General features: G+C 71.0%; 24 protein-coding genes and 1 pseudogene. 12 read left to right on the plus strand and 13 right to left on the minus strand.

The window, feature by feature from the left end; all coding sequences use genetic code 11:
• The first annotated feature begins 94 nt into the window (after positions 1–94).
• Positions 95–805, plus strand: coding sequence for a hypothetical protein (locus tag WME73_RS43095; RefSeq protein ID WP_437913376.1), 711 nt, complete (start codon positions 95–97; stop codon positions 803–805).
• A gap of 47 nt (positions 806–852) precedes the next feature.
• On the plus strand, positions 853–1,302 hold the full coding sequence (locus WME73_RS43100) for a hypothetical protein (protein ID WP_437913377.1): 450 nt from the start codon (positions 853–855) through the stop codon (positions 1,300–1,302).
• A gap of 66 nt (positions 1,303–1,368) precedes the next feature.
• Here WME73_RS43100 and WME73_RS43105 read toward each other — a convergent pair whose 3' ends face one another.
• The 6 genes from WME73_RS43105 to WME73_RS43130 all read right to left on the minus strand — a co-directional run bounded on the left by WME73_RS43105 (position 1,369) and on the right by WME73_RS43130 (position 8,979).
• On the minus strand, positions 1,369–2,103 hold the full coding sequence (locus WME73_RS43105) for a hypothetical protein (protein WP_437913378.1): 735 nt from the start codon (positions 2,101–2,103) through the stop codon (positions 1,369–1,371).
• Positions 2,103–4,112, minus strand: coding sequence for a DUF1585 domain-containing protein (locus WME73_RS43110; protein WP_437913379.1), 2,010 nt, complete (start codon positions 4,110–4,112; stop codon positions 2,103–2,105). The genes WME73_RS43105 and WME73_RS43110 overlap by 1 nt, the downstream gene beginning before the upstream one ends.
• The gene (locus WME73_RS43115) at positions 4,109–5,665 is read right to left on the minus strand and encodes an ABC transporter ATP-binding protein (protein ID WP_437853863.1); all 1,557 of its coding nucleotides are present in this window, start codon (positions 5,663–5,665) and stop codon (positions 4,109–4,111) included. Before WME73_RS43115 ends, WME73_RS43110 begins: the two co-directional genes overlap by 4 nt.
• Positions 5,662–6,744, minus strand: a complete 1,083-nt coding sequence (locus tag WME73_RS43120) for an ABC transporter permease (RefSeq protein ID WP_437742090.1) — start codon at positions 6,742–6,744, stop codon at positions 5,662–5,664. The genes WME73_RS43115 and WME73_RS43120 overlap by 4 nt, the downstream gene beginning before the upstream one ends.
• A 62-nt stretch (positions 6,745–6,806) precedes the next feature.
• Positions 6,807–7,925: an ABC transporter permease gene (locus WME73_RS43125; protein WP_437742091.1), complete on the minus strand. Its 1,119-nt coding sequence runs from the start codon at positions 7,923–7,925 to the stop codon at positions 6,807–6,809.
• Between the two features lie 19 nt (positions 7,926–7,944).
• Positions 7,945–8,979, minus strand: coding sequence for a BMP family lipoprotein (locus tag WME73_RS43130; RefSeq protein WP_437853866.1), 1,035 nt, complete (start codon positions 8,977–8,979; stop codon positions 7,945–7,947).
• A 362-nt stretch (positions 8,980–9,341) separates the two neighbouring features.
• On the opposite strand from WME73_RS43130, the gene WME73_RS43135 reads away from it, so the two are divergent.
• The 5 genes from WME73_RS43135 to WME73_RS43155 all read left to right on the plus strand — a co-directional run bounded on the left by WME73_RS43135 (position 9,342) and on the right by WME73_RS43155 (position 13,968).
• Entirely contained in the window at positions 9,342–9,920 is a 579-nt protein-coding gene (locus WME73_RS43135; protein WP_437913380.1) for a hypothetical protein, read from the plus strand.
• Positions 9,921–9,925: 5 nt separating this feature from the next.
• On the plus strand, positions 9,926–11,212 hold the full coding sequence (locus WME73_RS43140) for a c-type cytochrome (protein WP_437913381.1): 1,287 nt from the start codon (positions 9,926–9,928) through the stop codon (positions 11,210–11,212).
• Positions 11,213–11,410: 198 nt separating this feature from the next.
• A complete protein-coding gene (locus tag WME73_RS43145; RefSeq protein ID WP_437913382.1) occupies positions 11,411–12,841 on the plus strand; it encodes a sensor histidine kinase in 1,431 nt (476 codons plus the stop codon).
• Positions 12,842–12,855: 14 nt separating this feature from the next.
• On the plus strand, positions 12,856–13,230 hold the full coding sequence (locus WME73_RS43150) for a response regulator (protein WP_437742095.1): 375 nt from the start codon (positions 12,856–12,858) through the stop codon (positions 13,228–13,230).
• Between the two features lie 117 nt (positions 13,231–13,347).
• Entirely contained in the window at positions 13,348–13,968 is a 621-nt protein-coding gene (locus tag WME73_RS43155; RefSeq protein ID WP_437913383.1) for a DUF1349 domain-containing protein, read from the plus strand.
• Positions 13,969–14,016: 48 nt separating this feature from the next.
• On the opposite strand, the gene WME73_RS43160 is transcribed toward WME73_RS43155, so the two are convergent.
• On the minus strand, positions 14,017–14,928 hold the full coding sequence (locus WME73_RS43160; RefSeq protein ID WP_437742097.1) for a LysR family transcriptional regulator: 912 nt from the start codon (positions 14,926–14,928) through the stop codon (positions 14,017–14,019).
• 141 nt (positions 14,929–15,069) lie between these two features.
• Here WME73_RS43160 and WME73_RS43165 point away from each other — a divergent pair, with 141 nt between their 5' ends.
• Together WME73_RS43165 and WME73_RS43170 are read left to right on the plus strand one after the other, a co-directional pair.
• Positions 15,070–15,840, plus strand: a complete 771-nt coding sequence (locus WME73_RS43165) for an SDR family NAD(P)-dependent oxidoreductase (RefSeq protein ID WP_437742098.1) — start codon at positions 15,070–15,072, stop codon at positions 15,838–15,840.
• A 181-nt stretch (positions 15,841–16,021) separates the two neighbouring features.
• Complete coding sequence (locus tag WME73_RS43170) at positions 16,022–17,521, plus strand: hypothetical protein (RefSeq protein ID WP_437913384.1); 1,500 nt, start codon at positions 16,022–16,024, stop codon at positions 17,519–17,521.
• A gap of 288 nt (positions 17,522–17,809) precedes the next feature.
• Here WME73_RS43170 and WME73_RS43175 read toward each other — a convergent pair whose 3' ends face one another.
• Both WME73_RS43175 and WME73_RS43180 read right to left on the minus strand, forming a co-directional pair.
• Complete coding sequence (locus WME73_RS43175; protein ID WP_437913385.1) at positions 17,810–19,162, minus strand: GNAT family N-acetyltransferase; 1,353 nt, start codon at positions 19,160–19,162, stop codon at positions 17,810–17,812.
• Between the two features lie 522 nt (positions 19,163–19,684).
• Complete coding sequence (locus WME73_RS43180) at positions 19,685–19,885, minus strand: hypothetical protein (RefSeq protein ID WP_437913386.1); 201 nt, start codon at positions 19,883–19,885, stop codon at positions 19,685–19,687.
• A 616-nt stretch (positions 19,886–20,501) separates the two neighbouring features.
• Between WME73_RS43180 and WME73_RS43185 the strand changes: the two genes are divergently transcribed.
• The gene (locus WME73_RS43185) at positions 20,502–21,281 is read left to right on the plus strand and encodes a class I SAM-dependent methyltransferase (RefSeq protein ID WP_437913387.1); all 780 of its coding nucleotides are present in this window, start codon (positions 20,502–20,504) and stop codon (positions 21,279–21,281) included.
• Between the two features lie 163 nt (positions 21,282–21,444).
• Positions 21,445–21,543 (plus strand): annotated as a pseudogene (locus WME73_RS43190) (short-chain dehydrogenase); the annotation flags it as partial.
• A 52-nt stretch (positions 21,544–21,595) separates the two neighbouring features.
• Here the strand turns inward: WME73_RS43190 and WME73_RS43195 are convergent.
• A complete protein-coding gene (locus WME73_RS43195) occupies positions 21,596–22,069 on the minus strand; it encodes a MarR family winged helix-turn-helix transcriptional regulator (RefSeq protein ID WP_437895798.1) in 474 nt (157 codons plus the stop codon).
• Between the two features lie 190 nt (positions 22,070–22,259).
• Here WME73_RS43195 and WME73_RS43200 point away from each other — a divergent pair, with 190 nt between their 5' ends.
• The gene (locus tag WME73_RS43200; protein ID WP_437913388.1) at positions 22,260–23,426 is read left to right on the plus strand and encodes a serine hydrolase domain-containing protein; all 1,167 of its coding nucleotides are present in this window, start codon (positions 22,260–22,262) and stop codon (positions 23,424–23,426) included.
• Positions 23,427–23,555: 129 nt separating this feature from the next.
• Here the strand turns inward: WME73_RS43200 and WME73_RS43205 are convergent, their stop codons facing one another.
• From WME73_RS43205 to WME73_RS43215, 3 genes are all read right to left on the minus strand, one after another.
• Entirely contained in the window at positions 23,556–24,185 is a 630-nt protein-coding gene (locus WME73_RS43205; RefSeq protein ID WP_437913389.1) for a DUF4382 domain-containing protein, read from the minus strand.
• Between the two features lie 576 nt (positions 24,186–24,761).
• Entirely contained in the window at positions 24,762–24,950 is a 189-nt protein-coding gene (locus tag WME73_RS43210) for a hypothetical protein (protein ID WP_437742104.1), read from the minus strand.
• A 35-nt stretch (positions 24,951–24,985) separates the two neighbouring features.
• Entirely contained in the window at positions 24,986–25,645 is a 660-nt protein-coding gene (locus WME73_RS43215) for a hypothetical protein (RefSeq protein ID WP_437913390.1), read from the minus strand.
• Between the last annotated feature and the right edge of the window lie 171 nt (positions 25,646–25,816).

Consider the following 25,816-nt stretch of genomic DNA (forward strand, 5'->3'; position numbering starts at 1 on the left):
TGCCGATTCGGCTCCAGTGCTGTGGATGTGGGTAGGTCCGGAGGACGATGCACCTCCCTGTATCGACGGCCAGCCGCCGAAGTGGGAAGGCTGGATGCCTGACGCGCCTGAAGGGCTGCCGGACACGTGCGATGCGTGCGAATGCGGTCCGGCGGCGTGCGAGCTGCCCTCCACGGTCATGGCGAACGGGATGACCTGCCCAGGCGGAAGCACCTCGATCGCGCTCGATGCCGGAGCGGGATGGGATGGGACGTGCGCTGCGCTCCCGTCGCCCGTCCAGCCGGACGATTTCGCGTCCGTCGTCTACGAGCCGCCGACACTCTCGCCGTGCACACCCTCGGCGACGCCCGAGCCGCCGCCCGTTCCTGCAAGGTTCGTCCGGGTGTGCGCCGGCGACACGGCGCAGGAACCGCCGGGGTTCATCCCCTGCATGCAGGCCAGCAGCGAGGGGACCTGCAGGCGTGGCCTGACACGACACGAGTTCTTCGAACAGCTGATCGACAACCGCGCCTGCGCTCCGTGCGAGTGTGGTCCCCCAGCAGGGGGCAGGTGCGTCGCCGACGTCGGCTTGTATGGGGACAGCGCATGCAGCGACCGCATGGCGGCGGGGTTCCCCGTCGGCCTCGGGGAGACGGCCTGCGCGGACGTCACCTCACCCCTCCCGCTCAGTGCGATGCGCGCCACGCTCGTTGAGGAAGAGCCTGGCGCCTGCTCCCCGAGCGTCGCTGCCGTGCTTGGCACCCTGGAGCGAGGCGAGCCGCACATCGTATGTTCCTATTCCGAGATCTGGTGGGACACCCCGTGAGGCGGATGACGATGTCCATGTCGAGCGCGCGGCTCACGCTCCTGGCCGTGCTGTCGCTGCCAGCGATGGCGTGCGTCAACCATCCGGACATCGCGGGGAAGGCGGTCGTCGCCCTCGACGGTGAAACCCTGAGCTACGATACCGGCGATGATGGACGGAGGTTCGTGAAAACAGGGGAGAGGTGGTCGACGGCGTGCTACCTGAAAGACTCCGTGCCGGAGATGTCCCTGGGCCGCGCGCGCGACGACGACCCGCCGATCAGCTCAATTGCATTGCTCGTCAAGCGCGAGGATGACGACGGCAAGCCTCTACCGAATGTCACGATGCACACAGGAGAGGATTTCTACGATGGCTTTTGCCACGTCGTGGCGACGGTCGGCAGCGATCCGCGCGAGGTGGACTTCTCGACGGGTGATTGCGAGCTTCAGCGGTCCCTCGACGGCCATCCCGCGCTGCTCGTCTCCGCTTTGTTTCACGTCAAGGAGTGCGACGAGTAGGTCACGGCCGGCGCGGCCGGAGCCACGCGCGGCGCCGGCCGCGCCGTGGGCCCGCTGATAGTACCCCTAATACAGGTGGAACTCCGGGTGCCGCACGAGCCCGTAACAGACGGCCGCCCACCCCGCCTCCTCCGGCGAGAACCGCGACTTCGGCGCGCCCTTCGCGCGGTGCCGCGCGACCGTGCCCTGGTAGAGCGCGAAGAACTTCCCCTGCCGATCCGGCGGCGCGAGGCGCGCCGGGTAGCTCAGGAACGTCCGGTGCAGCACGTCGAAGCGCGGGGCGAACGCCGCCTCGTCCGGGTCCTGCGCCGGCAGATCGAACGCGAAGATCAGCCGCCGCTCGATCGGGACGCGCTCCTTCACCTTGAGATCGTGCTCCAGGGCGCGGTCGCAGAGCGCGATCCCGAGCCGCTCGAACGCCGCCAGCATGAGCGCGTTGGTCTGCGTGGCGCGCGGGAGATCCAGGCCGTGATCCGGGAGCCCTAGCGCCGCGAGGTAGTCTCCCCAGGTGTCGAACAGCGCCGCCTTGTCGTCCCCCCGCGCGCGGCGCTCGACCTCGGCGGGCGCGAGGCCGCCGAAGAGCCGGAGATAGGTCCTCAGGTACGCCTCCGCCGGGATGAGCCGCAGATCCTCCTTCGGCGCCCGGCTCTGCGCGACGCGCCCCGTCTCCCGGAGCGGCGCTGCAGGCCGCGGCGCGATCGCCTCCGGCGGGCCGCACGCGCCGGCCAGCGCGGCCACCGAGGCCGCGGCAGCGAGGGCGAAGGCCCCCATCCGGCCGGGCGCCCTCCCCCGGCCCTGCATCACCGCGCTCCCTCGCCGCGCGTCGCGCCGCCCCGCTCTGCTCCACCCTTCCCCGCGCCACCCCGCTCCGCCTCGCCCTTCGCCGCCCCGCCCCGCTCCAGCGCGGGCCGCACGTTGCTCGCGCGCGCATACGCCGGCGAGCGGACGATCGCCTCGACCAGCGGCCGCATCCGGTAGCCGCGCGACACGAACCGCTCGCGCAGCGCGCCGAGCAGCGCCTCGTCCTCCTCGCGCAGGGGCCGCCCCAGGAACGACTCGGTCACGCGCTCGACGGCGCACGACGCGAACTCCGGCAAACGCGTGAGATCGGCCGCGGCGCCGGCCGGGCCGCGCTCGGCGTGATCCGCCGAGGCATAAGCGCCCCGCAGCACGCCGCGCTCCCGGCTCGAGAACACAGGGTCGTAGAAGCGCTGGCACGATTGCCCCGTCTTCCCCTCCGCGTTCAGCTTGCACACCGGGTTCTCGATCGGGAACCTCCCGGCGGGCAGATAGGTCCACGTCGTCTCCTCGACCCGCGTGAAATACGCCGCTAGCGGCTCCAGCGTCGCATGACAGCTCGCGCAGCCCGGCCGGACCATGAGGTCGGGCTCCTCCGACGGCGGGAGCTCCGCGTGCTCGGCCGTGAAGCTCTTGCACAGGAACGCGCTGTAGAGCGCCGCCGCCCGCGCGCGCCGCGAGGAATACTTCGTGAGGAACACCGGCGTCGTGAGGAGCCCCGCCGCGCGCGGCCCGCGATCGGGGATGAACGTCCAGGCCGAGACGTCGTGCGGCGCGACGACCGGCGGCACCGCGCCCGGCAAGAACAGGGGCGCCTCGTCCTCGCGCATCCCGTACGACGGGTGCAGCGAGCAGCACGCCGCGGGCGCGCTCGACCGGTAAAACTGCGCGAGCGGGCCGTTGATGAACGTATAACGACCGGTGAGGATCTCCCGGAAATCACGATCCGCCGCGAAGACGTGATTCATGAGATGAATCGCCTCCTGCGACCACCAGAACTTGTTCCAGCCGGTGATCGTGTGCGGCGCGGAGCCGATGGGATCCTCGATGCCGAGCGGGGTATTCGCCGGCAGCACGAAGGCGCGCGGATCCCTGCCCGCGCTGTCGGCGGGCAAGCAATGCTCGAGGCCGATGCCGCAGCCGCAGTCGACGCTCATCACGGGCGCGAGCGCGCTCCGGCACGAGATCGGCTCGCCCCGGTGCGCCTTCGCATAACGATCCTCGCGCACCGGCGGGCGCGCGCGGCCCGGCGGCGGCGGAGCCCCCTTCGGCGGCGGAGGGATGTCGCTCGCGTAGATGTGGCCGACGTCGGCGGTCTGTGCCTCTTCCTTGCAGACCCGGACCTCGACGGTCGGCGTCTTGCCGTCCGGCTCGACCAGGAGCTGCGGCAGCGGGACATAGGCGCTGTCCGGGGCCTTCCACCCGTCGCCATAACGCTGCGTCGGGACGACGGAGAGGTAATCGCGATAGAGCCAGTAGGGGCGCACGAGCGTCGTCCGCTCGTCGAGCAGCCGCTGGGAGATGCGGGCGGGCGTCCCCTTGATGGGCGCGTAGGCCGCCACCCCGAGCCCGCTCTCGGCGTCGGAGAAGCAGAACTCGCCGTCGATCACCGGGTTCAGGCGCCGCTGGTTGACGCGGTAATAGACATAGAGCGGCTTGCCCTCCGGGCCGAGCACCTCCACCCGGCGGAGCGTCGTCGCAGACGGCGTGAACAGCCCCGCCGGGCCGAGCTCGAGCCGCAGGACATCCATGTAGATGCGCGTGAGCCGCTCGGCATACCCCGGGCCGTCGAGGTGGCGCTCTATCCAGGCGTCCAGATCGAAGCCCGGCGACTCGAGCTCGGCGAGCTCCTCGCGCGTCGGGAGCCGCCCCTTCAGATCGAGGGAGAGCGCCCGGAAATACCGGTACTGCTCCAGCGTCGGGGCGGCGGCGGACGGCGGCGCGAACGAGGCCGCGGCCGCCGCCGCGAGCGGCGCCGCCACGGCCAGCGCGCGCAGCGCGCGCCCCCTCATGCGTCGACCTCCTCCGCGGCGGGCGGCGGGGCCTCCTCGCCGGGGAGCACCCCGGCCATCAGCATCCCGAGCTCCGTCCGCGATACCGCGCCCGCGTCCCGCGTCGCCACGATCTCGCCCCGGTACATGACCGCGATCGTGTCCGACAGCGCCAGGATCTCGTCGAGCTCCGCCGACACGAGCAGCACCGCCGCCCCCGCGTCGCGCGCCGCCACGATCTCGCGGTGGATGTGCTCGATCGACCCGACGTCCACGCCCCGGGTCGGCTGGCTGGCCACGAGCAGCTCGACGGGGCGGCTCATCTCCCGGGCGAGGATCACCTTCTGCTGGTTGCCGCCCGACAGCGCGGACACGGGCGTCTCCGGGCCGGGCGCGCGGATGTCAAAGGTCTTTATCAACCGCCTCGCGTTCTCCTCGCGGGCGTCGTCGCGGAGCACGCCGCGCACGGCGAACGGAGCCTTGTAGTAAGTGCACAGAACGAGGTTGTCCGCGATCGCGTACGAGAGCACGAGCCCGTGGCGCTGGCGGTCCTCGGGCACGTGCGAGACGCCGCGCTCGATCAGGGCGCGGGGCAGCGCGCCGGTGACGTCGCGGCCCCGGAGGAGCACGCGCCCGGCGCGGGGCGGCGAGAGGCCGGTGATGGCCTCGCAGAGCTCGGTCTGGCCGTTGCCCTGCACGCCGGCGATCCCCAGGATCTCGCCCGCGCGCACCGAGAAGCTCACCTCGCGCACCACGTCGGCGCCGGATCCGCGGCGGCCCGCGACGCCGAGGCGCTGCACGTCGAGCACGACGTCCTTGGGGCTCGCCGGGGCCTTGCTCACCTGGAGCACCACCTCGCGGCCCACCATCATCGCCGCCAGGCCGCGCTCGTCCGTCTCCGCCGGGATCGCGGCGCCCACCACGCGCCCGGCGCGCATGACCGTCACCCGGTCCGCGACCGCGAGCACCTCCCTGAGCTTGTGCGTGATGAACAGGACCGAGACCCCCCGCGCCGTCAGCCCCCGCAGCACGCGGAACAGCTCGTCCGCCTCCTGGGGCGTGAGCACGGCCGTGGGCTCGTCGAGGATCAGGATCTCCGCCTTCCGGTAAAGAGCCTTGAGGATCTCCACCCGCTGCTGCACGCCGACCGGGAGGTCCTCCACCCGGGCGTCGGGATCGACGTCCAGCCCGTGGCGCGCCGAGAGCTCGCGGACCTCGGCGCTCGCGCGCCGGCGGTCGAGCAGGGCGCCGCGCACGGGCTCCGCGCCGAGCACGACGTTCTCGGCGACCGTGAACACCGGGATCAGCATGAAGTGCTGGTGCACCATGCCGATCCCGAGCGCGATCGCGTCGCTCGGCGAGCGCAGCGCGACCGGGCGCCCGCTCCGGACGAGCGACCCCTCGTCCGGGCGCAAGAGCCCGTAAAGGATGTTCATCAGGGTCGATTTGCCGGCGCCGTTCTCCCCGAGCAGGGCGTGGATCTCGCCCTTTCGGAGGTCGAGATCGACCTTGTCGTTCGCCAGGACGCCGGAGAACCGCCGGGTGATCCCCCGGGCCTCGAGGACGGCCGTCACCGCCGTCCCTCCCGCTCGTACGGCAGGCCGTCGGCGGCCGGCGGCGTGGTCTTGCCGATGACGCCGGTCAGGAGCAGCAGCGTCAGGAGATACGGCACCAGCCCGACGACCGACGATTGCTGCAGGAACGACCACGACGGCGGGATCTGGTCGCGGAAGAGCTGCAGGTTGATCTGGAACGCCTGCGCCGCGCCGAAGACGAGCGCCGCGGCCCACGAGCCGAACGGCGTCCAGTCGCCGAAGATCATCGCCGCGAGGGAGATGAAGCCGCGCCCGTTCGTCATCAGCGGCTCGAAGGACGGCACCGACTCCAGCGTGAAATACGCCCCGCCGAGCCCGGCGATCGCGCCGCCGATCACGACGTTCACGTAGCGCACGCGGGCCACGTCGATCCCGACCGTCGCGGCCGCGCGGGGGTGCTCGCCCACGGCCCGCGCGCGCAGGCCCCACCGCGTGCGGAAGAGCACGAGGTGCGTCAGCCCGACCAGCGCGACGGCGGCGACGGCGATCGGCTGCTGCTCGAACACGGGGCCCACGACCGGGATGTCCGCGAGCAGCGGGACGCCGAGGCGCGGAAGGACGCCCGGCGCGTGAGGCACCTGCCCGCCGAACACGCTGCCCGACCCGAAGAAGAGCTGGCGGTTGAAGAAGCCGGTGAGCCCCACGGCGAGCAAGTTGATCACCGTCCCCGCGAGGATCTGGTCCACCGAGAAGGTCACCGCAAGCGCGGCCAGCAGGAGCCCCAGCGCGGCGCCGGTGGCGACCGCGATCACGACGCCGAGCAGCAGGCTCGGCAGCGGCGGGAGGCCCAGGATCGAGCTCGCGTAGATCGACCCGAACCAGCCCGAGAACGCCGCCGCGAGCATCATGCCCTCGATGCCGAGGTTGACGACCCCGGAGCGCTCGCAGAAGACGCCCGAGAGCGCCCCCAGGGTGAGCGGGGTGGCGACGGCGAGCGTCGTGGCCGCCATGCTGGCCACGATCGTCAACGGCGGCACCTGCGACGCGCCGACCAGCGTCACGACGAGGACCAGCACGCCCACGACCACCGCGATGAATGCGTAGCGTCGATAGCCCATCTTCGTCCTTCCCTGCTCCCGTTCCCCGCTCCGGTCCCCGGCTCCTCGCCCGAGCCGGCGCGCTAACCGCCCCACCCGCGCGTGAGCACGAGCCGCTCGTGCTCGCCCCGGACGCGGTAGATGCGCCGGACCAGGGCGTCCGCCGCGACGAAGAGCAGGATCAGCGCCTGGATGACGGAGATCACGTCGATCGGCACCTGCGTCAGGTACTGCATCCGGGTCGCGCCGCTGCGCATCACGCTGAACAAGAGGGCCGCGAGCACCGTCCCGCCGGGGTGCGCCTTGCCGAGCAGGGCGATGGCGATCGCGTCGAAGCCATAGCCCTGCGAGAACCCGAGCTCGTGCCGGTGGTGCAGCGCGCTCACCTCGATGGCGCCGGCCAGCCCGGCGAAGGCGCCCGAGAGCGCCATGGTCGCGATCACGGTGCGGCTCACCCGCACGCCGGCGTAGCGCGCGGCGTCCGGGCTCTGCCCGGCCGTGCGGACCTCGAAGCCGAACGTCGTCCGCCGGAGCGCCCACCCGACGAGCGCCGCCGCGAGCAGGGCGAGCGGGAAGCCCCAGTGAAGCCGGAAGCCCTCCACGAGCGCCGGGAGGCGCGCGCTCTCGTCGATGAGCGGCGTGCGGGAGAGCACGTTGGACGCGCCCGGATCCTTCATCGGACCGTTCAAGAGGAAGCTGACCGCGTTGAGGGCGACGTAGTTGAGCATGATCGTGCTGATCACCTCGTGTCCCCCGGCGCGCGCCTTGATCCAGCCGGGCACCGCGGCCCACAGCCCGCCCGCGAGCGCGCCGAGGAGCAGCGTCAAGGGGACGTGCAGCGCCGCGGGCAGGCCGCCGCCCACGAGCTGCGGCAGCCAGTGGCCCGCCCAGGCCGCGGAGAGCGCCCCGAGCGCGAGCTGCCCCTCCGCGCCGATGTTGAAGAGGCCGCCCTTGAGCGCCAGCGAGACCGACAGGCCGGCCAGGATGTACGGCGTCGCCCACACGAGCGTCTCGCTCACCGCCCGCGGCGACCCGAGCGCGCCCTCGAGCATGCCGGCGTAGGCCTCGAGCGGGTTGCCCCCGGCCACGGCGATGAGGACGCCGCCCAGGACCATCGCGGTGAACACCGAGAGGGCCGGCAGGAGCAGCGGCCGGAGGCGCCGGATCAGCCCCTCGAAACGCCGGATCAGCTTCTCTCGCATCCTCGGGAGCCCAGGGCGATCACGGCCCCTTGGCCGGCGGCACCGCCGTCTTGAGCGTCCCGTCGAGGAGCCCTTTCCGGAGCTCCTCCATCTTCGCCTTCACCTCGGCGGGGACCTTGGCGTCGAGATCGTGATACGGCGCATACCCCGACTTGCCCTGGAAGTTCCCCGACGGCAGCTTCCCCTCCTTGGCCGACTTGATGAGGTCGAAGGTGCCGTCGGAGATGAGCTTGACGGCGCTGGAGAGGAGGACCTTCTGGGCCTCGGGCACCGTGAAGTACTGGTCGGTGTCGACGCCGATGGCGTAAACGCCCTTCGTGGCCGCGCCGAGCAGCGCGCCGTTGCCCGTCTTGCCGCCGCCGCCGAAGACGATATCGACCCCCTTGTCGATCATCGAGACGGCGGTCGTCTTCCCCCACTCGGGATCGGTAAACGTCTTATCGAAGCCGACGTCGTTGTGGTAGACGACGCTGAGCTCGATGTCGGGCTTGACGTGGCGCGCCCCCGCGCGGAAGCCCTCACCGAAGCGCCACACGGGCGGGACGGCGTCGGTGGCGAGCACGGCGCCGATCTTCCCCGTCTTGGTCATCATCGCGGCCAGCGCGCCGACGAGGAAGCCGCCGTGGTCCTCGGGGAAGACCAGGCCCACGACGTTCGGCTTGTTCGCGATCTGGAACTGGTCGATGCCGATGAACTTGACGCCGCTGAACTGATCCGCCGCGGCGCGCGTCGCCTCCGTGAGCCCGAAGCCCGACGTGACGACCACGTCGTAGCGCTCCTCGGCGAACGTCGCGATGTTCTTGGGGTAGTCCTTCGGATCCGTCGTCTCGATGTACTGCGTCGTGGCGCCGAGCTCCTTCTGCGCCCGCTGGATCGCCTCCCAGGCCGACTGGTTGAACGACTTGTCGTCGATCTTGCCCATGTCGGTGACGAGGCCCACGCAGAACACCTCGGGGCTCGCGCAGTCGGCCTTCTTGCTGCTGCTGTTACACCCCGCGAGCGCGCTGGCGAGGGCCAGCAGGACCGCGATCGCGACGCGCCGCTTCTTCAACATGGCGGATCTCCTTGGAAGGCCCGCATTGGACACCGGGCCGCGCACCAAGGCAACCACCGTATCGCAGTGGCACACCTTTGCTCACACGAGCGCTCTCATCTGCTGCGCGGGAGCACGGCCGGCTGCGCGGGAGCGCCGCGCGCCTCCCCTCGAGATCGCGATCGGGGGAGCAACATTTTTTCCTCGAGCGTTGTCACAGTCGATCGGCAGCGCCCGATGAGCGACGGGGCGCGCCGGCGCAGCCTTCCCGAGGAGGTCCTTCCATGAATGGTCCCGCCGTTCGATTCACGTTTTTTTGTGCTCTCATCGCGTCCGCCCTCGTCCCTTCGGCGGACGCGTCGGCCTGCGGTGGAGTCGAGATCATGCCCGCGATCGACCACCGCGTGATGGGGATCGCCCAGGCCGAGCAAGCGCTTCACGACGGCCGGTTCACCGCGGCGGCGGGGAGCGTGATCCGGATGTTTCCCGAGATCCGGCGGATCTCCTATGACAAGGACCCGCTGATCAACCGGGCCTTCCGCGTGCTCGCGGTGGCCACCGCGCGCGCGGACGGGGCGCTCCAGGTCGGACCGCAGCTGCCGCGTGAGCTGCTCGAGACGTGGGGCGGGGCGTCGGCCGAGGAGCGCAAGGGGAACATCGACTGGTCGATCCGCGCGCTGCGCCGGCTGAACGAGCAGCGGAAGAACGATCCGGCGCTCCAGACCGACCTGGGCGAGGCGCTCGCCAGGGCGCCCGAGCACCGCGGCGAGGCGCTCAAGCTGCTCGGCGATCTGGCCGAGAAGGACCTCCTGACGAGCCCCGAGGCGTACGCGACGCTGGCGCGGCTGCGCGCGCTCTCGGGGGACAACGCGGGGCACGACGCCGCGGCCACCCGGTGCGAGACGATGGCGCAGAACAAGGCGCTCTGCCGGACGACGGGCGCGGTCGGTCCGCAGAGCTGACGCCGATGCGCGCCCGTCCGCTGCTCGCCCTGCTCGCGGCGCTCGCCTCGGGCGCCGCGGGGTGTACCTCCGAGGACGCGCGGGGGTCTGCGCCTCCCGCGGCGCCGCGCGCGAGCGACCATGGCGCCGGGGCGGCCGCTCCGGCCGCCGTGGCCGCGGCGCCGGCCGGCGATCCGGCGCGCGGGGAGCGGCTCGTCGCGGAGCTCCAGTGCAACCGCTGCCACGACGGGACCGGGCAGGCGCCCGCGGCGCGCGACGCCCACTGCGTCCAGTGCCACCAGGACATCGCGGCGGGGCGGTTCCAGGCGCCGGCCGCGGCGATGAAGCGGTGGAACGAGAACCTCGTGCAGCTGCGCGACGTGCCGTCGCTCGCCGCCGCCGGCGACAGGCTGCGCCGCGACTGGATCCGCGCCTTCTTGCTGTCGCCGCACGACGTGCGCCCGCGCCTGCACGCGACGATGCCGCGGCTCGCGATCGGGCCCGAGCAGGCGAGCGATATCGCAGCCTACCTCACGCGCGATCGCCGCGAAGGGCGCGAACGTCCGAGTGCGCCGCTGGAAGGCGCGAGCGCGGCCCGGGGGCGTGAGCTCTACGAGGCCAAGGGGTGCGGGACGTGCCACGCCTTCTCCGGGGCGGCCGGGGTGACGGCGGTCGCGCCCGTGAAGGGGATGGAGAAGGAGACGCGCGCCGCGATCGCCCTGGCGCCGGATCTGAGGCACGCGCGCGACCGGATGGAGCCCGCCGATCTCGTCGCGTGGGTGCTCGACCCCGCGGCGATCAAGCCGGGCACGCCGATGCCCCAGGTGCCGATGTCGCCCGCCGAGGCGCGGGACATCGCGGCCTTCGTCGTGACGGCGGAGCTGTCGCCGCGGGCGCCGGCGAGCGCGCCCGAGCGGCTGCCGCTGCTGTCGCGGCGGGTGACCTACGCCGAGGTGGATCGCCGGGTGTTCCGCGTCACGTGCAGGCACTGCCACTCCGAGCCGGATTACGCGCTCGGCGACGGCGGGCCCGGGAACACGGGCGGCTTCGGGTTCAAGCCGCGCGGGCTGAACCTCGCCACGTACGAGGGGATCGCCGCGGGCTACGTCGACGATCAGGGCGAGCGGCGGAGCGTGTTCTCGCGCGGGCCGGACGGCGCCCCTCGCCTCGTCGCCGCGCTGCTGGCGCGGCAGGCGGAGGAGGCGGGCCACGCGGCTCCGGCGGTGCGCGGGATGCCGCTCGGGCTGCCCGCGGTCGGGCCGGAGGAGATCCAGCTCGTCGAGAGCTGGATCGCGCAGGGCCGGCCGCAGTAGCGAGCGAGCGGGAGGGGGCGATCGCCAGGGTCGCTCCGGCCTTGTCGTGGTGCCCCCCTTGCTTCCACGGTGACGCCGAGGAGGTGGCCGATGCCTCGGTGGTCTCAACGTGCTCAGCACGCGGGCTCGCCTCCGAGCGGCGGGGGCAACGGGCCGCCGGGGAGGATGTCCATAGGAAGGCGTCTTTCCTTGCTCGTCTTGAGTCAGCTGATCCTGGCCGCCCTGGGCATCACGATGTCCATCGTCGCGCTCAGACGGCTGGCCACCGAGACAGCCTACCTGCGTCACTACGTCTTCCAGCCGTTCGTCGTCATCAGCAGCGGCATCGAGTCATCGAACGCTCTCTATGCCCTGCTCGCTCGCCCGCCGTCGGACGTCTCGATAGAAGTCCGGGAGCCCATGATGCGGCTCCGCTCCTTCATCGATCGGTACCAGCGCGAGTGGTTGACGGCGACCTCGACCCTCCCGGAGGCCATCCACCTCCGCGCTGCGCTCGCTCGGGCCGGTGAGCTCGTGCTCCTGGAGGAAGAGCGCGAGGCGGCGGACACCATCGCCGCCGTTGTGATGCACCTCGAGCGCACGACCGGGCTCGTGGGTCCGACGCCCGCCGCGCCGCACTTGCGGCGCGCCGACGTGGAGCACCTCAGCGACGCCCTCGTCAAGCTGCACAGGATCAACCTGCGGTACATGGAGGTCGCTTACGACGCGTTCGACCGCGTCCGGCGGCGCATCCTCCTCGTCTTCATGGCCGTCGGCCTCGGGGGCGTCACGGCGGCGTCGCTCTTCGGCCTCGCGGTGCGCCGCGCGATCGCGCCGCGCATCCACCGGATGGTGACCGCCGTCCAACGCTTTCGCGAGCGCGGCGCCTACGAGCCGCTCGGGGACCGGGGGGACGACGAGCTCGCCGTGCTCGCCCACACGCTGAACACGAGCTTCAAGGCCATCGCCGAGCGCGACAAGGATCGCGACCGGTTCCTCGCCGTCGCCGCGCACGAGCTGAAGACGCCGCTCACCACCATGAAGGGGTTCTCGCAGGTCGCGCTCACCCACCGGAACGACACGGCCATCCGCGAGCGCGCCCTCACGATCATCGATCGCCAGGCGACGCGCCTCGGCCGCCTGGTCCAGGATCTCCTGTGGTCGGCGCGCATCTCCGGAGGCGAGCTCCCCTTCAAGCCCGAGGCGATCGACGTCGAGGAGCTCGCCCGCCGCGTGATCGGAGAGCTCGAGCTCGTGGCCAAAGATCACAGCATTCGCCTGGTGCCCCGGGGAGACGCGCACCTCCTGGGCGATCCAGAGCTCGTCGAGCAGGCGCTCTGGAGCCTGCTCGTCCAGGCCGTGTCCGTCGCGCTGGAGCGCGATCCGGTGCTCATCACGATCGACGCCGGCTCCGCCGCGCGCGTGCTCATCACGATCGAGGTCCGGGGCGGGAAGGATCTCCCGGACGACCTCGAGAAGCTGCTGGAGCCCTTCGCCGTCGTCGCGTTCGAGGGGCGGCGTGACGAGCCGCGCAGCACGGGCATCGGCCTCCACCTCGTCCAGGGGATCGCCCGGCTCCACGGCGCGAGGTTCTGGATCGAGCGGAGGGCCGGTGACCTCATGGTCTTTTCTCTGGAACTGAGGCGCTAGCGAGCAGAGGGAACATGCTGCGAAACCGCGTGCTGGTCATCGACGATGACCCCGATTTCCGGGAGCTCGTCGCCCTCAGCCTGGACGGGTGGGGGCTCCATTGCCTCCAGGTCGCCGACTGCGCCGAGGCGCTCCCGCTGCTCGAGCGCGAGCGCGACGTGCTGCGGGCGGTGCTGTGCGACTACTTCATGCCCGGGCTCTCTCCCAGCGTCTGCGCGAAGGCGATCCTCGCGCGGGTCGATCCGGCGGTGCGCGTGGTGCTCGTGAGCGCCGCGGTGGACGTCTCGGAGCTGGCCGCGGAGCTCGGGCTCGCGCGGTTCCTCGCCAAGCCGTTCGATCTCGACCAGCTCCACGACGCTGTGCTCGGCCCGCGCGCGCCCTCGGCGTGAGCGGCGCGGCCGATCGCAGCGGGGCGCGCCCGAACGCGGCGCGCTCCGTGGTAGCCTCCCGACCCTCGCCCGCGCGCGGGCGGACCGCACGCCGCGCGGCGCTCGGAGGTCTGCGTCATGACAGGACAGCTTCTGGAAGAGGGCTTTACCAACCCTGGAATCGATCCGCGGCTCACGTGGCGCAACCCGCCGGCGCGCTGGGCGGTGGAGCCCGAGCGGCGCGTGCTCGTCGTCGAGCCCGCCGCGAAGACGGACTACTGGCAGCGGACGCACTACGGCTTTCGCAACGACAACGGGGCTTTCCTCTTCACCCGCGCCGGCGGCGACTTCGTGATGACCTGCCATGTGCGGTTCCGGCCGGCGCACCAGTACGACCAGGCAGGGCTCATGGTGCGGATCGCGGAGTCGTGCTGGCTGAAGGCGTCGGTCGAGTTCGAGCCGGACGGCCCGAGCCGGCTCGGCGCGGTGGTGACGAACGCGGGCTACAGCGACTGGTCGACCCAGCCATTTCCCTCGGATCGCCGCGAGATCTGGCTGCGCGTCCGGCGGGAGGGGCCGGATTACCTCGTCGACAGCTCGGACGACGGCGCGGCGTGGACGCAGATCCGCATGGCCCACCTGCACGAGGACGACGGCGCGCGCGAGGTGGAGTGCGGCCTTTATGCTTGCAGCCCGCTCGGCGAGGGCTTCGTGGCGGAGTTCGATCTGCTGCGGATCGCGCCGGGGCGCGCGGCGTGAGCCCTCGAGGGGTCGAGCGGGAGGGCTCGCCGGCCGGGAGCGCGTGGATCAGCGGTCGAGCGCCTCGAGGTGCGGAGAGAGGACCTCGGTGATCCAGCTCATCACCGCGCGCACGCGGCGCGGCACGCTTCGACCGTGCGTGTGGAGGAGCGAGACCGGCATCGGCGCGCCGGTGAGGGAGGGTAAAACCTCGACGAGCTCGCCCGCGGTGATGCTGGCGAACTTGCCTACCCGCGGCGCCTGGATGATGCCCAGGCCCGCCACACACGCCGCGAGATAGGCGTCAGCGCTGTTGACCGTCACCACGCTGCGCATCGGCCACTCGCGGTAGCCGCCGTCGTGGGGGTACTCGAACGACGGCGCTTCGGCGCCGAGCGTCGACGAGTAATGCACGAGGAGGTGCCGTTCGAGATCCTCGAGGCGACGAGGCGTACCATACTCGCGCAGATAGGACGGGCTCGCGAGGTTCACCATCCGCAGGACGCCGAGCCTGCGGCCGACGAGCCCGTCGCCCCCCGGGGCGCCGACGCGCAGGACGCAGTCGAAGCCCTCGCGGAGCGGCTCGACGCGCCGATCGGTCGTGCTGAGGAGCACCTCGAGCTCGGGGTGGCGCGCGAGCAGCTCGGGCAGGCGCGGGATGATGACGTCGCGCGCGAAGTTCACCGGCAGATCGATCCGCACCCGCCCGCGCAGGCCCCGCGCGGCCTGGAACATCGCTCCGAGCTCGTCGGCCTCGAGCGCGAGGCGCCGCGCCCGCGGGAGGAGCTCCTCTCCGTCCGGCGTGAGGCGCACGACGCGCGTCGACCGCTGGAGGAGCCGGGTGCCGAGCTCGGCCTCCAGGGCCTTCAGCCGCAGCGACACGCGCGCCTTGGGCATGCCGAGGTGCTCGCCGGCGCGCGTGAAGCTGCCAAGCTCCGCCACCTTCACGAAGATCTTCAGCGATCCGACGTCGACGGTCATTGTTTCGACTGGCGAAACAGTGTGTCGGAGCCTCGGGCCTTCCGCAACCGGGATCGGATCGCTATTCACAGTCGCAGACAGCGGCGAGCAGCCGCCACGGACAGCGGCGAGCAGCCGCGTCGCCATCGAAAGGACCCGACCATGAGCACATCCAAGCGTAGCCCCGTCGCCCTCGTCACCGGCGGAAGCCGCGGGCTGGGAAAGAGCATGGCGCTCCACCTCGCGGATCGCGGCGTGGACGTCATCATCACCTACCGCGGCGCCGCGGCGGAGGCGGCAGATGTGGTGAAGCAGATCGAGGCCAAGGGGAGGACGGCGGCGGCCATCGCGCTCGATCTGGGGAGCACCCGCGGATTCGACGCGTTCGCCGCCGCGGTGAAGGCGGAGCTCGCCGGTCGCTTCGGGCGCGATCGCTTCGATTACCTGGTGAACAACGCCGGCATGGGCGGCCACGCGAGCTTCGCCGAGACGACCGAAGAGCAGTTCGACGCGCTCATGAACGTCCACTTCAAGGGGACGTTCTTCCTCACGCAGAAGCTCCTCCCGCTCATCGCGGACGGCGGGCGGATCCTCAACGTCTCGTCGGGGCTCACGCGGTTCAGCTTCCCCGGGTACGCCGCCTACGCCTCGATGAAGGGCGGCGTGGAGGTGCTCACCCGCTACCTGGCGAAGGAGCTCGGGCCGCGGAAGATCGCGGTGAACGTGCTCGCGCCGGGCGCGATCGAGACCGACTTCGGGGGCGGCGTCGTGCGCGACAACGCCGAGCTGAACAAGATGATCGCCGCCCAGACCGCCCTCGGCCGGGTCGGCCTCCCCGATGACATCGGCGGCGCGGTCGCCGTGCTGCTCTCGCCCGAGGGCCAGTGGATCACCGGCCAGCGCATCGAGGCATCAGGCGGCATGAATCTCTGAGGCGCTCCGAGCTCGCGGCAAGCGCGTGGTCGTCGGGCCCGCGCCTGCAACGAGCAGCGAACACACGAACATTCCGACACAGAACGGCACAGGTCATCGAGCGTAACCGGGGCTTTTGCGAGGGAGCTCGACTGGCACATTTGGTGCTGAGTGGCAGCGCATCGCAAGGAGGCGAGCGCTCATGAGCAGGGAATTGCCTAGCCATATCCTTCGAATCCTCGGGATCGGCATGCTCGCCGGCCTGTTGGTGACGCTCGGGTGCCAGGGAGATACCAGCGTGCCAGCTGGCACAGGAGGGGCCGGCGGCGCCGGGGGTGAAGGCGGCGCGGGCGGTCAGGGCGGCACGGGCGGCGGCCCGGAGACGTGCGATTCGCAACGGGGCGACCACGGCGACGCCTGTTCCGCGGACGCGCCTTGCGCGATCACGCTCGACGTGGAGGTGACGTGCACCGGGCACGACTTCGCAGCGGGCGGGGTGCGGGCCGTTCCGGCGGCGGACACGACGTACCTCGTGACGAGCAGCAACGCCCCGACGCGGCTGTTCGAGCTCGACGGCGACGGGGCGACCCAACGCGACTTCGACGTGCAGAGCATGAGCGTGAGCGTGGCGCTCTCGCCGGACGGAAGGGCGTACGCCGCGGTGGATGAGACGCAAGGCACCGGTGACGGCTACCCCGGCGGTGTCGTGTTCCTGCCGCTCGCCGGAAGCGCGGCCGAGAAACAGATGGTGTTCGATCGCGACGACAAATACGTGCCGGTCCTCGATGTCGCGGTGGACTCCCAGGGCGAGCCGCACATCTGGATCCTCACGGATGCGCCGGAGATCATCGCGCACGCGACGCGCACGTCCGGCGGCGCCTGGGACGTCGCGCCGGCGAGCCGGCCGGCCGACAGCGGTTGGCCCCGCTTCGCCCTCGCGCCCGACGACGCGCCGCTTTCGTTCGGCATGGTCCAAGCGGGCTCCGACAGCTGGCAGCTCGAGGTGCTCGACGGCGCCACGGAGCGGAGCCTTGGCGCTCCGGTCCCCGCGAGCTCGCCGCTCCGTTACGAGCCCGTCCCGCCGCCGAAGCCCGCCGGTCAAGCGACGATTCCGCGCTTCGCGGCGGTCGTGCAGCACCCCGACGGGCTGCGGCTGGAGAGCGCCGGCGAGGGCGACGGCGAGGGCGAGGTAGCGATCCCCGGCACCGCGACGCCGGCGTACAGCTGCCAGCGCGGCTTCGGCGACTCCCCGTCGCCGGGCTGCCCGGCCGACTGCCACGAGGTGACCTCCGGGCTCGAATGGTCGGCCTTCTCGGCCGCGCGCACGAGCGACGGCGACGTGTGGATCGCGTTCCTGATCAGCCACATCGACTGGACGATCGCCTACGAGGTGCAGAACGCCGATCTGCCGACGTGCGTCGGCAACATCGCGGCGGACGCGAGCCGCGGCGAGCTGCGCCTCGTGCGCGTGCCTGCCGCCGGAGGGGCGCCCGAGGTCGCTGTGACGCTGCCGCTCCCCGCGATCGCAGGCGAGAGCCATTTCAGCGATGTGTACCAGCGCCACCCGCTCGTCGATGTCTCCGCGTTCGGCACGGAGCTCACCGTGGCCATGCGCACCCAGGCGTCACGCGTGGGGCCCTTCACGGCCCGCGTGCTGCGCGTCGACACATCGCTCCTCGCGCCTGCCGCGCCAGGCGGCTGATACGCGCGCTGCACATCGACGCCCCGGACCTAGACCGTGCCGCCCACGTGCTCGAGGTGCGGAGGCCTCCGTCCGCCCATCACCCGCAGCTTTGTCCGGCTGGCGCACCGCAGGGGGAGTCAAGGGCGGCAGAGCCGGCGAGCTCCGCTCGCGAACCCTTGACGCCTCCGAGCACTCCAGCACGCTTTGCTCCTGCCGATGGGCCGACCTCCACGGTGCTGCGGGCTGTCTTCGCAGGCCCCGCCGCGCGAACGCGCCGCGCAGAGGCTCGGGTCGGTGCGGTCGGCATCATCGGTCCAGGCGCCCCGTGGGCTGCCTCATTCCATCTAAGGGGCCGCCTTCACTCCACAGCCTGCGGGGTCGCCGCATGAGCGGTGCTCGCGGCCTCGCCGCGGGCGCGGTCTCCGCTTCGTCGCACGCCGCGCTCGGCGCCTCGACCTGGGCCTCCGGGGCCCGCGCCCCGCGCAAGAGCCGCCGCACCTTCTCCCTCAGCGCGAAGCGATCGAGGCCCTTCCGGATGAGCGCAGCGCCGGACCAACAGGCGGCGTGCGTGACGTACGGGACGACCATGGCGGCCGATTTGCGGACCAGAAGGACGGTCAGCTCGTCATAGGACCGCGTGGAGAACAGCCGCTTGTACTCGTTGTCTCCGTAGCCGAAATCGAGCGTTCTCGGGACCCCGTCCGCGCACAGGTCTTCGAGGATCATGAGGAGCAGGACGCTGCCGGGATGATATGCAGCCCACGCTGGATCATAACCCACGCGCTCGTAATAATATGTGCTCTCATCCAGCGTCCCGATCACGAAGGCGACAGGAGCGTCGCCGTTCAGCAGGAGATAACCACGCAGCCAGCCGCGCTCCGCGAACGCCTCCAGCTTGCGCCGCGTCGCCTGCCCATCGACCGATTGCCCGAGACATCTGCCCTGCCAGCTCCGCGCCGCGACGATCCCCGCCTGCTGGAGGAAGCGCGGCAGCTCTTCCTTCCGCGTGATGCGCTGGAGCCTCATGCCATCGGTCATGGCGCGCGTGAGGCGCTTCGCCTTGTACTTCAGCGTTCGGCGCGTGCGGCCGCTGAACTTCGCGAGGTACGCATCGAAGTTCCCCGACAGGTCCACGAGGCGGCGCGGCGTCACCTCGGCCGGCGTGTCAACCCAGAACTCCCGGCGCACCCGCGGGGAGCTCCGGAGGAGGCGCAGGAGATCCGACTCGACCGGTAATCCCTCGATGAAGATCATCTGGTAGGGGACCTTCGCGGACAGGACCGCCTGGAGGAGCGCCTCCTGCTCCGCCGGGGCGTCCGGGGCGAGCCAGTCGGTCCCGCAGAGCACCGCTCGCCGGACCGGGAACGCGCCCATGGAGACATAACCGAGGCGACAGCGCCAGGTCCAATCCTGGACCAGGAATGGCGCCGCGCCGATGAGGGTCCCGAGATCACGGTTGAAGAGGGCCGCGACCATCATGCCCTCATCCCCCGTCGACCCCGGGGAGCGCGTCCGGGTCATCGCTTCCGCCTCGATGGCGATGTGCTCCAGACGATGATGCAGCTGGCGCTGCGCACGTCGGTGACGGCAGCGCTCCCAGGCGTGCGCGAGCTCAATGAGCTCCGCCTTCCTGCACAGGATTTGCGTCTGATACTGCATGTGATACTCCCCTGAATCAACAGAGCACTCGACGCCGAGCACGGCTTTCTTGCGCGTACCTTGATCGTGACGGCGAGAGCGATCGCGCATCGCTGACGCCCCCTGCGGTTCGGCAGATCACGGCGCGATCGAGCCCGCCGGGCACCTGCCGCCACCGCCCTCGATCCCGTTCTGGACGCCGACAGCGCGAGCGACGAGCGCCGCCCCAACGCTGGCTCCGGGGCGAAGGAGCGCCGGGCCGGAGCGCCTCAACCCCGGATAGAACGCGCTGTGTACGAGTGCGTGACCGTGAAAGGACCTAGCGCCGGCGTGGAACGTGAATGGCGAAGGTCCGATGTTTGGTGGAAAGCAAGTATATGTGGGAGCAGGCATGGTGCAAGAGAAAGTTCGGCTCCCTGGTACGGGCCTGATCACGGCGGCGCGGTATCCATCTGCGCTTGGCGTGCGTCAGCGCATCACCGTGAGGTTTCTCGCTCGGCGAGCCAGGCGAACGTCCGTTCGTAGAACAGCGCGCGCCCGTGCTCACGTTGTTCGAGCGGCCGCTGTCCGGAACGATGTAATCGGCTTCTTGCGCGGCTGGGGGCGGTCGTGCGCGATGCCGCTGATGATCGCCGCGCCGGACATCGCCGGACGAGCGCGCGATGCGATGGCGGGTGCCGCCCCGAGATCAAGAGACAGATCGCCGTCGGAGAGCGGCTCGGGAGTCTCGAGGTCGGATCGCATCCCGGCTCGATCCTTCGGTGACTGTCGCGCCCGACGCGTTCAATCTGTGAGAGCGAATCTTCGAGAAAACGCCGAGCGCCGTGACGATCGCGGGCGAGGTGAGCAGGGCCGTCCCGTTGCCGCGGTAGGCGCGACGTGGCGGGGCAGGGTCGGGGCGAGGTCGTCGTTGCTGCCGCTCCGGAAGGCCCGATAGGAGCCCGAGGTCACGACGGCACAGTCATGCGCATGGCACCGGGTACTGGACCGCGTCCCAATCCAATGTGCATTCCCACGCGTTCCGAACGCCGTGTACCAGTCCAGGCGGTTGATCGGCTTATTTTCGTTGCTCCCCGCCGTGTCCGTCCAGCTCTGATGGACGAAGCACTTCAGGGCGTTCCTTAGCGCAGCCGTGTCCGGGGGCGATCGCCGCGCAGTACAACGACACCGCCGGCAACGACCGCGCCTACGTGGACTACGTGCGCGCCACTGTCTTCCACTCGCCCGCGACGTGCGACTGACCCGCCCGGCCTTTCACGATGTCAGGCGCGCGATCTATGGTATCTTGCCTCATCGTGACCGTGGCCGCCTGCAAGCGCGTGGAGCTCGCTTCCGCCGTCGAACGTTCCGAGGTCCGCCGGTGATCCGCCTGCTGAAGCGCGCGCGGAACACCCTGCAGCGCTCGATCGAGAACCACGGGGCGCTGGGGACGCTGAGGCTGGTGCCGCGCGCAGCGAAGGGGGCGGTGCTGCGCCGGGTGCGGCGGTTCTCCAGCAAGGCGCGCGAGGCGGGCGAGACCGAGGCGCGCTTCGATCGCGCCGCGGGGGTGGACACCGCCGCGACGATCGAGCTGGCGCAGCTGCAGTTCGACGGCCAGACCGACAAGGAGAGCATCAAGCACGGCGTTCGTTATCAGGCGACGCCGCTCGAGGTCTTCGACGCGCTGCTGGCGCGGAGCGGGATCGACTGCTCGCGCTACGAGCTGGTCGACCTGGGCTCCGGCAAGGGGCGCGTGCTGTTCATGGCGGCGATGCACCCGTTCCGCCGCATCACCGGGGTCGAGTTCTCGCCGGAGCTGACCCGCATCGCGCAGGAGAACGCCGGCAAGTTCAAGGCGCCCCGGCAGGCCTGCCACGAGATCGTCACCGTCTGCGCCGATGCCACCCAGTACGCGTTCCCGAACACGGCGACAGTCATCTACATGTACAACCCGTTCGCCGCCCCGATCATGGAGCGCGTCGCCGCCAACCTCGAGCGCTCGCTCCGCGAGAACCCGCGCGACGTGGTGGTTATCTACTACAACGCCCGCTGCCCCGAGCCGCTCGACGCCTGTTCGCGCCTGCGCGAGGTCGCCTCGCAGCGCGCGCAGCAGGGGTGCGACGATCCCTGGGTGATCTACCGCTCGACCACCAGCAATTGACGGCCGCGCCGTCGACGCCTCGGGGGGCGCCCCGTGGCATCGCGGCATGAACCGCGCCGGAATCGGGCTGCTGTGCGCCGCCGCGCTGGTCGAGGAGTTGGAGGCGATCGTGCGCGCCCAACAGGCGACGATCGCCGCCCTCGAGCTCGGCCAGGTCCGGCCCCCGCATGACATCGGCAGCGCGGTCGCCATGCTTCTCTCGCCCGAGAGCCAGTGGATCAACGGCCAGCGCATCGAGGCATCGGGCGGCATGGTGCTCTGAGGCGCCACCGGTCCACCAGCGGCGCGTGATCGCCCGCCCGGATCCAGGCGCGCTACGGCTGGCGGAGCCGGCGCGAGGACAGGAGCTCGAGCCCTCCCGTGCGCTCCGCGATGCGCTGGAGCGACGCGAGCAGCGCGCCGGCCTGCTCCTCGCCGAGCAGCGCGCGGAGCCGCCTGTTCACCGCGGCGCGCGCGGCGCGCCCCGCCTCGACCGCCGCCCACCCGCGGTCGGTGAGCTCCACGAGCCGGTTGCGCTGGTCGTCCTCGGCGACGCGCCGGCGCACGTAGCCGAGCTCCTCCAGCTCCGCCACCGCCTTCGAGGCGCCCTGCGCCGTGATGCCGAGCCGCTCCGCGAGCTCCCTCACCTTCACCGGCCCCGGGATGAGGTGCTGGAACACGTATCCATGGCTCGGCCGGAGATCCCCGTGGCCGGCCCGCTCCACGCGGCGCATCACCTCGTCGCTGTTCGCGGCCGCGATGGCGGCGAAGAGCAGCACGAGGTCCTCGTCCGGGCGCGCAGGCTTCACGGCCGGAGCGTGTAACCCGCAACCGAGGTTGCGCAAATAACGTTGACGGCCGCGGGTGGCGGCCCTATTCATCAACCAAGGTTGCGCAACATGGGTTGCGTATCATCGGGGTCGGGCGCGAAGGGCCGGGCGGCTCGCCCGCGCGCGCCCGGGCCCGTGCTGCCCCGAGGAAGGGACGAAGGGACGAGCGATGCACCTCGCGATCCATGGCTCCTGCGACCCGGCGTTCTCGCCCGTGCGCGCGGCGTTCGCCTCGAATTTCGAGCGGTTTCCCGAGCTCGGGGCCGCCGTGTGCGCCGCCGTGCGCGGCCGCGTGGTCGTCGACCTCTGGGCCGGCTTCCGGGACGCGGCGAGGACCGCGCCGTGGCGCTTTGACACGATCGTGAACGTCTTCTCGGCGACGAAGGGCGCTGTGGCGCTGTGCGCCCACGCGCTCGCGGAGCGGCGCGCGCTCGACGTGGACGCGCCGGTCGCCGCCGCCTGGCCGGAGTTCGGCGCGGCCGGCAAGGGGCGCGTCCTCGTGGCCCAGCTGCTCGACCACAGCGCCGGCCTGCCGGCGCTCCGCGCCGAGCCGAAGGAAGGCGCGCTCTACGACTGGCAGGCCATGACCGCCGCCCTCGCCGCGGAGGAGCCGTTCTGGGAGCCGGGCGCCCGGCACGGCTACCACGCCGTCACGTTCGGCTTCCTCGTGGGCGAGGTGATCCGGCGCGCGAGCGGCCAGCGGGTCGGCGCGTTCCTCCGGGAGGCCGTCGCGGGGCCGCTCGGCCTGGATTTCCACATCGGCACCGGCGCCGAGCACGACGGGCGGATCGCCGAGGTGCCCCCGACCATCGCCAGCCCGAGCGGCCTGGGCGGCGCGTTCGGCGCGAGCTTCCGCGACCCGGCGTCGCTCACCTCGATGGCCTTCACCAGGCCGCGCGACCTCGTGTCGCCGGGCCTCGTCAACACCGCCCGCGCCCGGCGTGCGGAGATCCCCGCGCTGAACGGCCACGCGAACGCGCGCGCGCTCGCGCGGATGTACGGCGCGCTCGCGAACGGCGGGGCCCTCGCCGGCACCGCGCGCGTGCTGTCGCCGGAGGCGGTCGAGGCAGCGCTGGCGGAGCGATCGGCCGGGCTGGACGCCGTCCTCCTCGCGGAGAGCCGGTTCTCGCTCGGGTTCATGCTGCCGAGCGCCCTGCGCCCCTTCGGGCGCGGCCCGCGGACCTTCGGCCACCCCGGCGCCGGCGGCGCGCTCGGCTTCGCCGACCCCGACGCAGGGCTCGGGTTCGGCTACACGCCGAACCAGACGATCGCGAGCGGCCAGGGCGGCGACCCGCGGTGGCGGGCGCTGATCGAGGCCGTGTACTCGTGTCTATGAGCGCTGGTTCCGCGCGGCCGGGGCGCGTGACTGGGTTCGTGAGAGCAGGGGCCGCGTGGTGCTCTGTTGAACGTGCTCCGGTTGACCACGCCCCGGGAGCGCCTCGTCATCCTCTTGATCTCCTGGTGCTCAGAGCTCCTCTGCCTTGGCAATTTTGATGACGGGATCGAGGCGATAGCCGCTCTGCTCCTGCGTCAGGGATCTGGCCTGGTCGAAGTCGAGCGTGAGGTGCAGTGTGCCACCGGGGCTCACCTCGACCGCGCCTTCCGTCACGATCTTGAGGCCCGACTCCGAGCACGAGGGACAGGAGACCGCGCTTGTGGTGGATCCCTCCACAAGCTCGGCGTCGGTGAGCACGAGCCGAACTTGCGTGACCTTGCCCGCGGGGACCTCGCTCGAGCCGAGGAGCTTTTCGGTCGAGCTCGCGTCCAGGAGATCCAGCTTGACCTCGCCGCTGAAGATCGTGCTCCAGCCCCTCTCGCTCGCGCTCTCTTCGTGGCTCGACCCGTCGTCATCGCCGGGCGACGCCTGGCCGGCTTCATCCTGCTCCGCGTCCTCCGCGACATGGACGCTCACCTCGGTGAGCATGACCACGAGGTGTCTCTGCACGGCCTCTTCCGTGCCTCCCTCAGGCGGAGCGGACGCCTGAAGCGGTTGGGCCGTGACCCCCACCTCCACGGTGGCATCACCGCCGCCACAGCCAGCGATGACGAGCGCGAAAAAGCCGAAGCGGACCAGGTGCGATGAGAAAGCGTGCATATCAATCTCCTTCGTTCAGGCTGAAGGCGGCGCCCATGCATCGCGCCCCCTTGGCAGAGAAGCCCATTGCCTGGGCCTCCGTCACCTGTTTCGTACAGTGCTCGAGCGCTCTTCCGACGGCTCACATTCTTCGATCGCCACGGACCTCAATGGCCATTCGACGCCGCGCCGCTCGAGTCGCTTTCCATAGAATGAGCTCGCAGCCATAGCCGGGCATGATCGGCCGGCCCCCCAGATCGGGAGGACTCCATGGTCGCCTTCCCGAGGCTCCGCCTGACGAACCGATGCGCGGCCCGATCCGTCGGTCGAGCTCGCTCTCCGGAGCGAGCAACCCGGGACGAACCTGGGGGGACGGCCGACTGGGCTCGGGCCGCCCGCGCCGCTCGTCCGTCAGAGCCTAGCCTCGGAGGGCTCGCGACGGGTGATGAGACAGGCTGGCGTGTCCCGCCGATCGCCCGCAAAAAAGCGCATCGCAGCGACGCTCACTGCTGGAACTTCGGTGCAGCACCGCTCAAAGCGTCTTTCGTGACGCGCGAGCACCAACTTCACCCGAGCCAACCGCTCGCCGCAGATGGATCAGTTGATTTCGGATTCGATCGCGTCGAGCTCCGTCTTGTAATTCGCGACCGTGATCGAGCTCGCGGCCTCTTCCTCGAAGTCCGCCGGAACGGCGAGATCCGTGTCTGCAATCGTCGGCTGCGCGCTGGGCGCCGGATCCTGCTGCTCGGTCGTCGAGTCCTGCTTGCAGCCAACCGTCAGCAGCATCGATGCCGCTATCCCAACGGCGCTCAGAGCGTGCCTCATTTTGCACCTGCCTTCGCGACGGCCTTCGCGTTAAAATTCGCCATCCACGTCTCGTGACGCGCGTTCTCCTTATCGATCAGCTTGGACACGCGTTCGGACGAAGCTTGATCCTTTTCATCCCTGGCGAGCTGGTTGACGCGCTCGAGGCGCGCAATCCGCCGGGCATGACGGCGGAGCTCCTGCTTCATCGCCTCCGTCATCGGCTGGTTCTCGAGTGCGGCGACAACTTTCGTGCGCGCCGCCTCACGCTGGCTCTTCTTGCGGATCTCTCGCGCCTTTTCTTTTTCCGTGGCCGCAGCGCTGCCCTCCACCTCCGCGTTGCCGGCTGCCTTGTCCGCTTGGCCGGGCGCCAGATCGGCCTTGCCAGCGGCATGCTCGCTCTTGCCAGGTGCCAGATCGGCCTTGCCGGCGGCATGCTCGCTCTTGCCAGGTGCCAGATCGGCCTTGCCGGCGGCATGCTCGCTCTTGCCAGGTGCCAGATCGGCGTCGCCGGCGCCATGCTCGCTCTTGCTGGCCAGCCCTCGCGCTTCAGCTTTCGCCACGTTGCCAGCCTTCCCCTCTGGCTTCTTCGCGTCGGCCGCCTTGGCGGGCGCCGCTGCTTGGGGAGACTGGGCCAGAGCGGCCCCACTCAAGAGCATCGCCGCTGCTGCCGTCACGAGCACACATAGGGTTCGTCTCATAGCGGTCGTCTCCTTGGAGTGCCCATCGTGCATCAATCGCCCGATGGCCTCAAGCGATTTTCGAACGGTTCGACGATGAATTACAGTTGTTCAGACAGGCACGATTGACTAAACATTTCGACAACTTGCATCTGGCACACGCCTTGA

This window comes from Sorangium sp. So ce302 (assembly GCF_051530145.1).
In the GTDB taxonomy this organism is placed as follows: Bacteria; Myxococcota_A; Polyangia; order Polyangiales; family Polyangiaceae; genus Sorangium; species Sorangium cellulosum_B.

Bases quoted from the DNA above. Each gene is read 5' to 3' on its own strand.
- WME73_RS43135 (WP_437913380.1), top strand. From the start codon at position 9,342: ATGCCCGCGATCGACCACCGCGTGATGGGGATCGCCCAGGCCGAGCAA.
- WME73_RS43120 (WP_437742090.1), bottom strand. From the start codon at position 6,744: ATGGGCTATCGACGCTACGCATTCATCGCGGTGGTCGTGGGCGTGCTG.
- WME73_RS43140 (WP_437913381.1), top strand. From the start codon at position 9,926: ATGCGCGCCCGTCCGCTGCTCGCCCTGCTCGCGGCGCTCGCCTCGGGC.
- WME73_RS43165 (WP_437742098.1), top strand. From the start codon at position 15,070: ATGAGCACATCCAAGCGTAGCCCCGTCGCCCTCGTCACCGGCGGAAGC.
- WME73_RS43110 (WP_437913379.1), bottom strand. From the start codon at position 4,112: ATGAGGGGGCGCGCGCTGCGCGCGCTGGCCGTGGCGGCGCCGCTCGCG.
- WME73_RS43170 (WP_437913384.1), top strand. From the start codon at position 16,022: ATGAGCAGGGAATTGCCTAGCCATATCCTTCGAATCCTCGGGATCGGC.
- WME73_RS43095 (WP_437913376.1), top strand. From the start codon at position 95: ATGCCTGACGCGCCTGAAGGGCTGCCGGACACGTGCGATGCGTGCGAA.
- WME73_RS43160 (WP_437742097.1), bottom strand. From the start codon at position 14,928: ATGACCGTCGACGTCGGATCGCTGAAGATCTTCGTGAAGGTGGCGGAG.
- WME73_RS43130 (WP_437853866.1), bottom strand. From the start codon at position 8,979: ATGTTGAAGAAGCGGCGCGTCGCGATCGCGGTCCTGCTGGCCCTCGCC.
- WME73_RS43150 (WP_437742095.1), top strand. From the start codon at position 12,856: ATGCTGCGAAACCGCGTGCTGGTCATCGACGATGACCCCGATTTCCGG.
- WME73_RS43105 (WP_437913378.1), bottom strand. From the start codon at position 2,103: ATGCAGGGCCGGGGGAGGGCGCCCGGCCGGATGGGGGCCTTCGCCCTC.
- WME73_RS43155 (WP_437913383.1), top strand. From the start codon at position 13,348: ATGACAGGACAGCTTCTGGAAGAGGGCTTTACCAACCCTGGAATCGAT.
- WME73_RS43125 (WP_437742091.1), bottom strand. From the start codon at position 7,925: ATGCGAGAGAAGCTGATCCGGCGTTTCGAGGGGCTGATCCGGCGCCTC.
- WME73_RS43205 (WP_437913389.1), bottom strand. From the start codon at position 24,185: ATGCACGCTTTCTCATCGCACCTGGTCCGCTTCGGCTTTTTCGCGCTC.
- WME73_RS43175 (WP_437913385.1), bottom strand. From the start codon at position 19,162: ATGCAGTATCAGACGCAAATCCTGTGCAGGAAGGCGGAGCTCATTGAG.
- WME73_RS43200 (WP_437913388.1), top strand. From the start codon at position 22,260: ATGCACCTCGCGATCCATGGCTCCTGCGACCCGGCGTTCTCGCCCGTG.
- WME73_RS43180 (WP_437913386.1), bottom strand. From the start codon at position 19,885: ATGCGATCCGACCTCGAGACTCCCGAGCCGCTCTCCGACGGCGATCTG.
- WME73_RS43210 (WP_437742104.1), bottom strand. From the start codon at position 24,950: ATGCTGCTGACGGTTGGCTGCAAGCAGGACTCGACGACCGAGCAGCAG.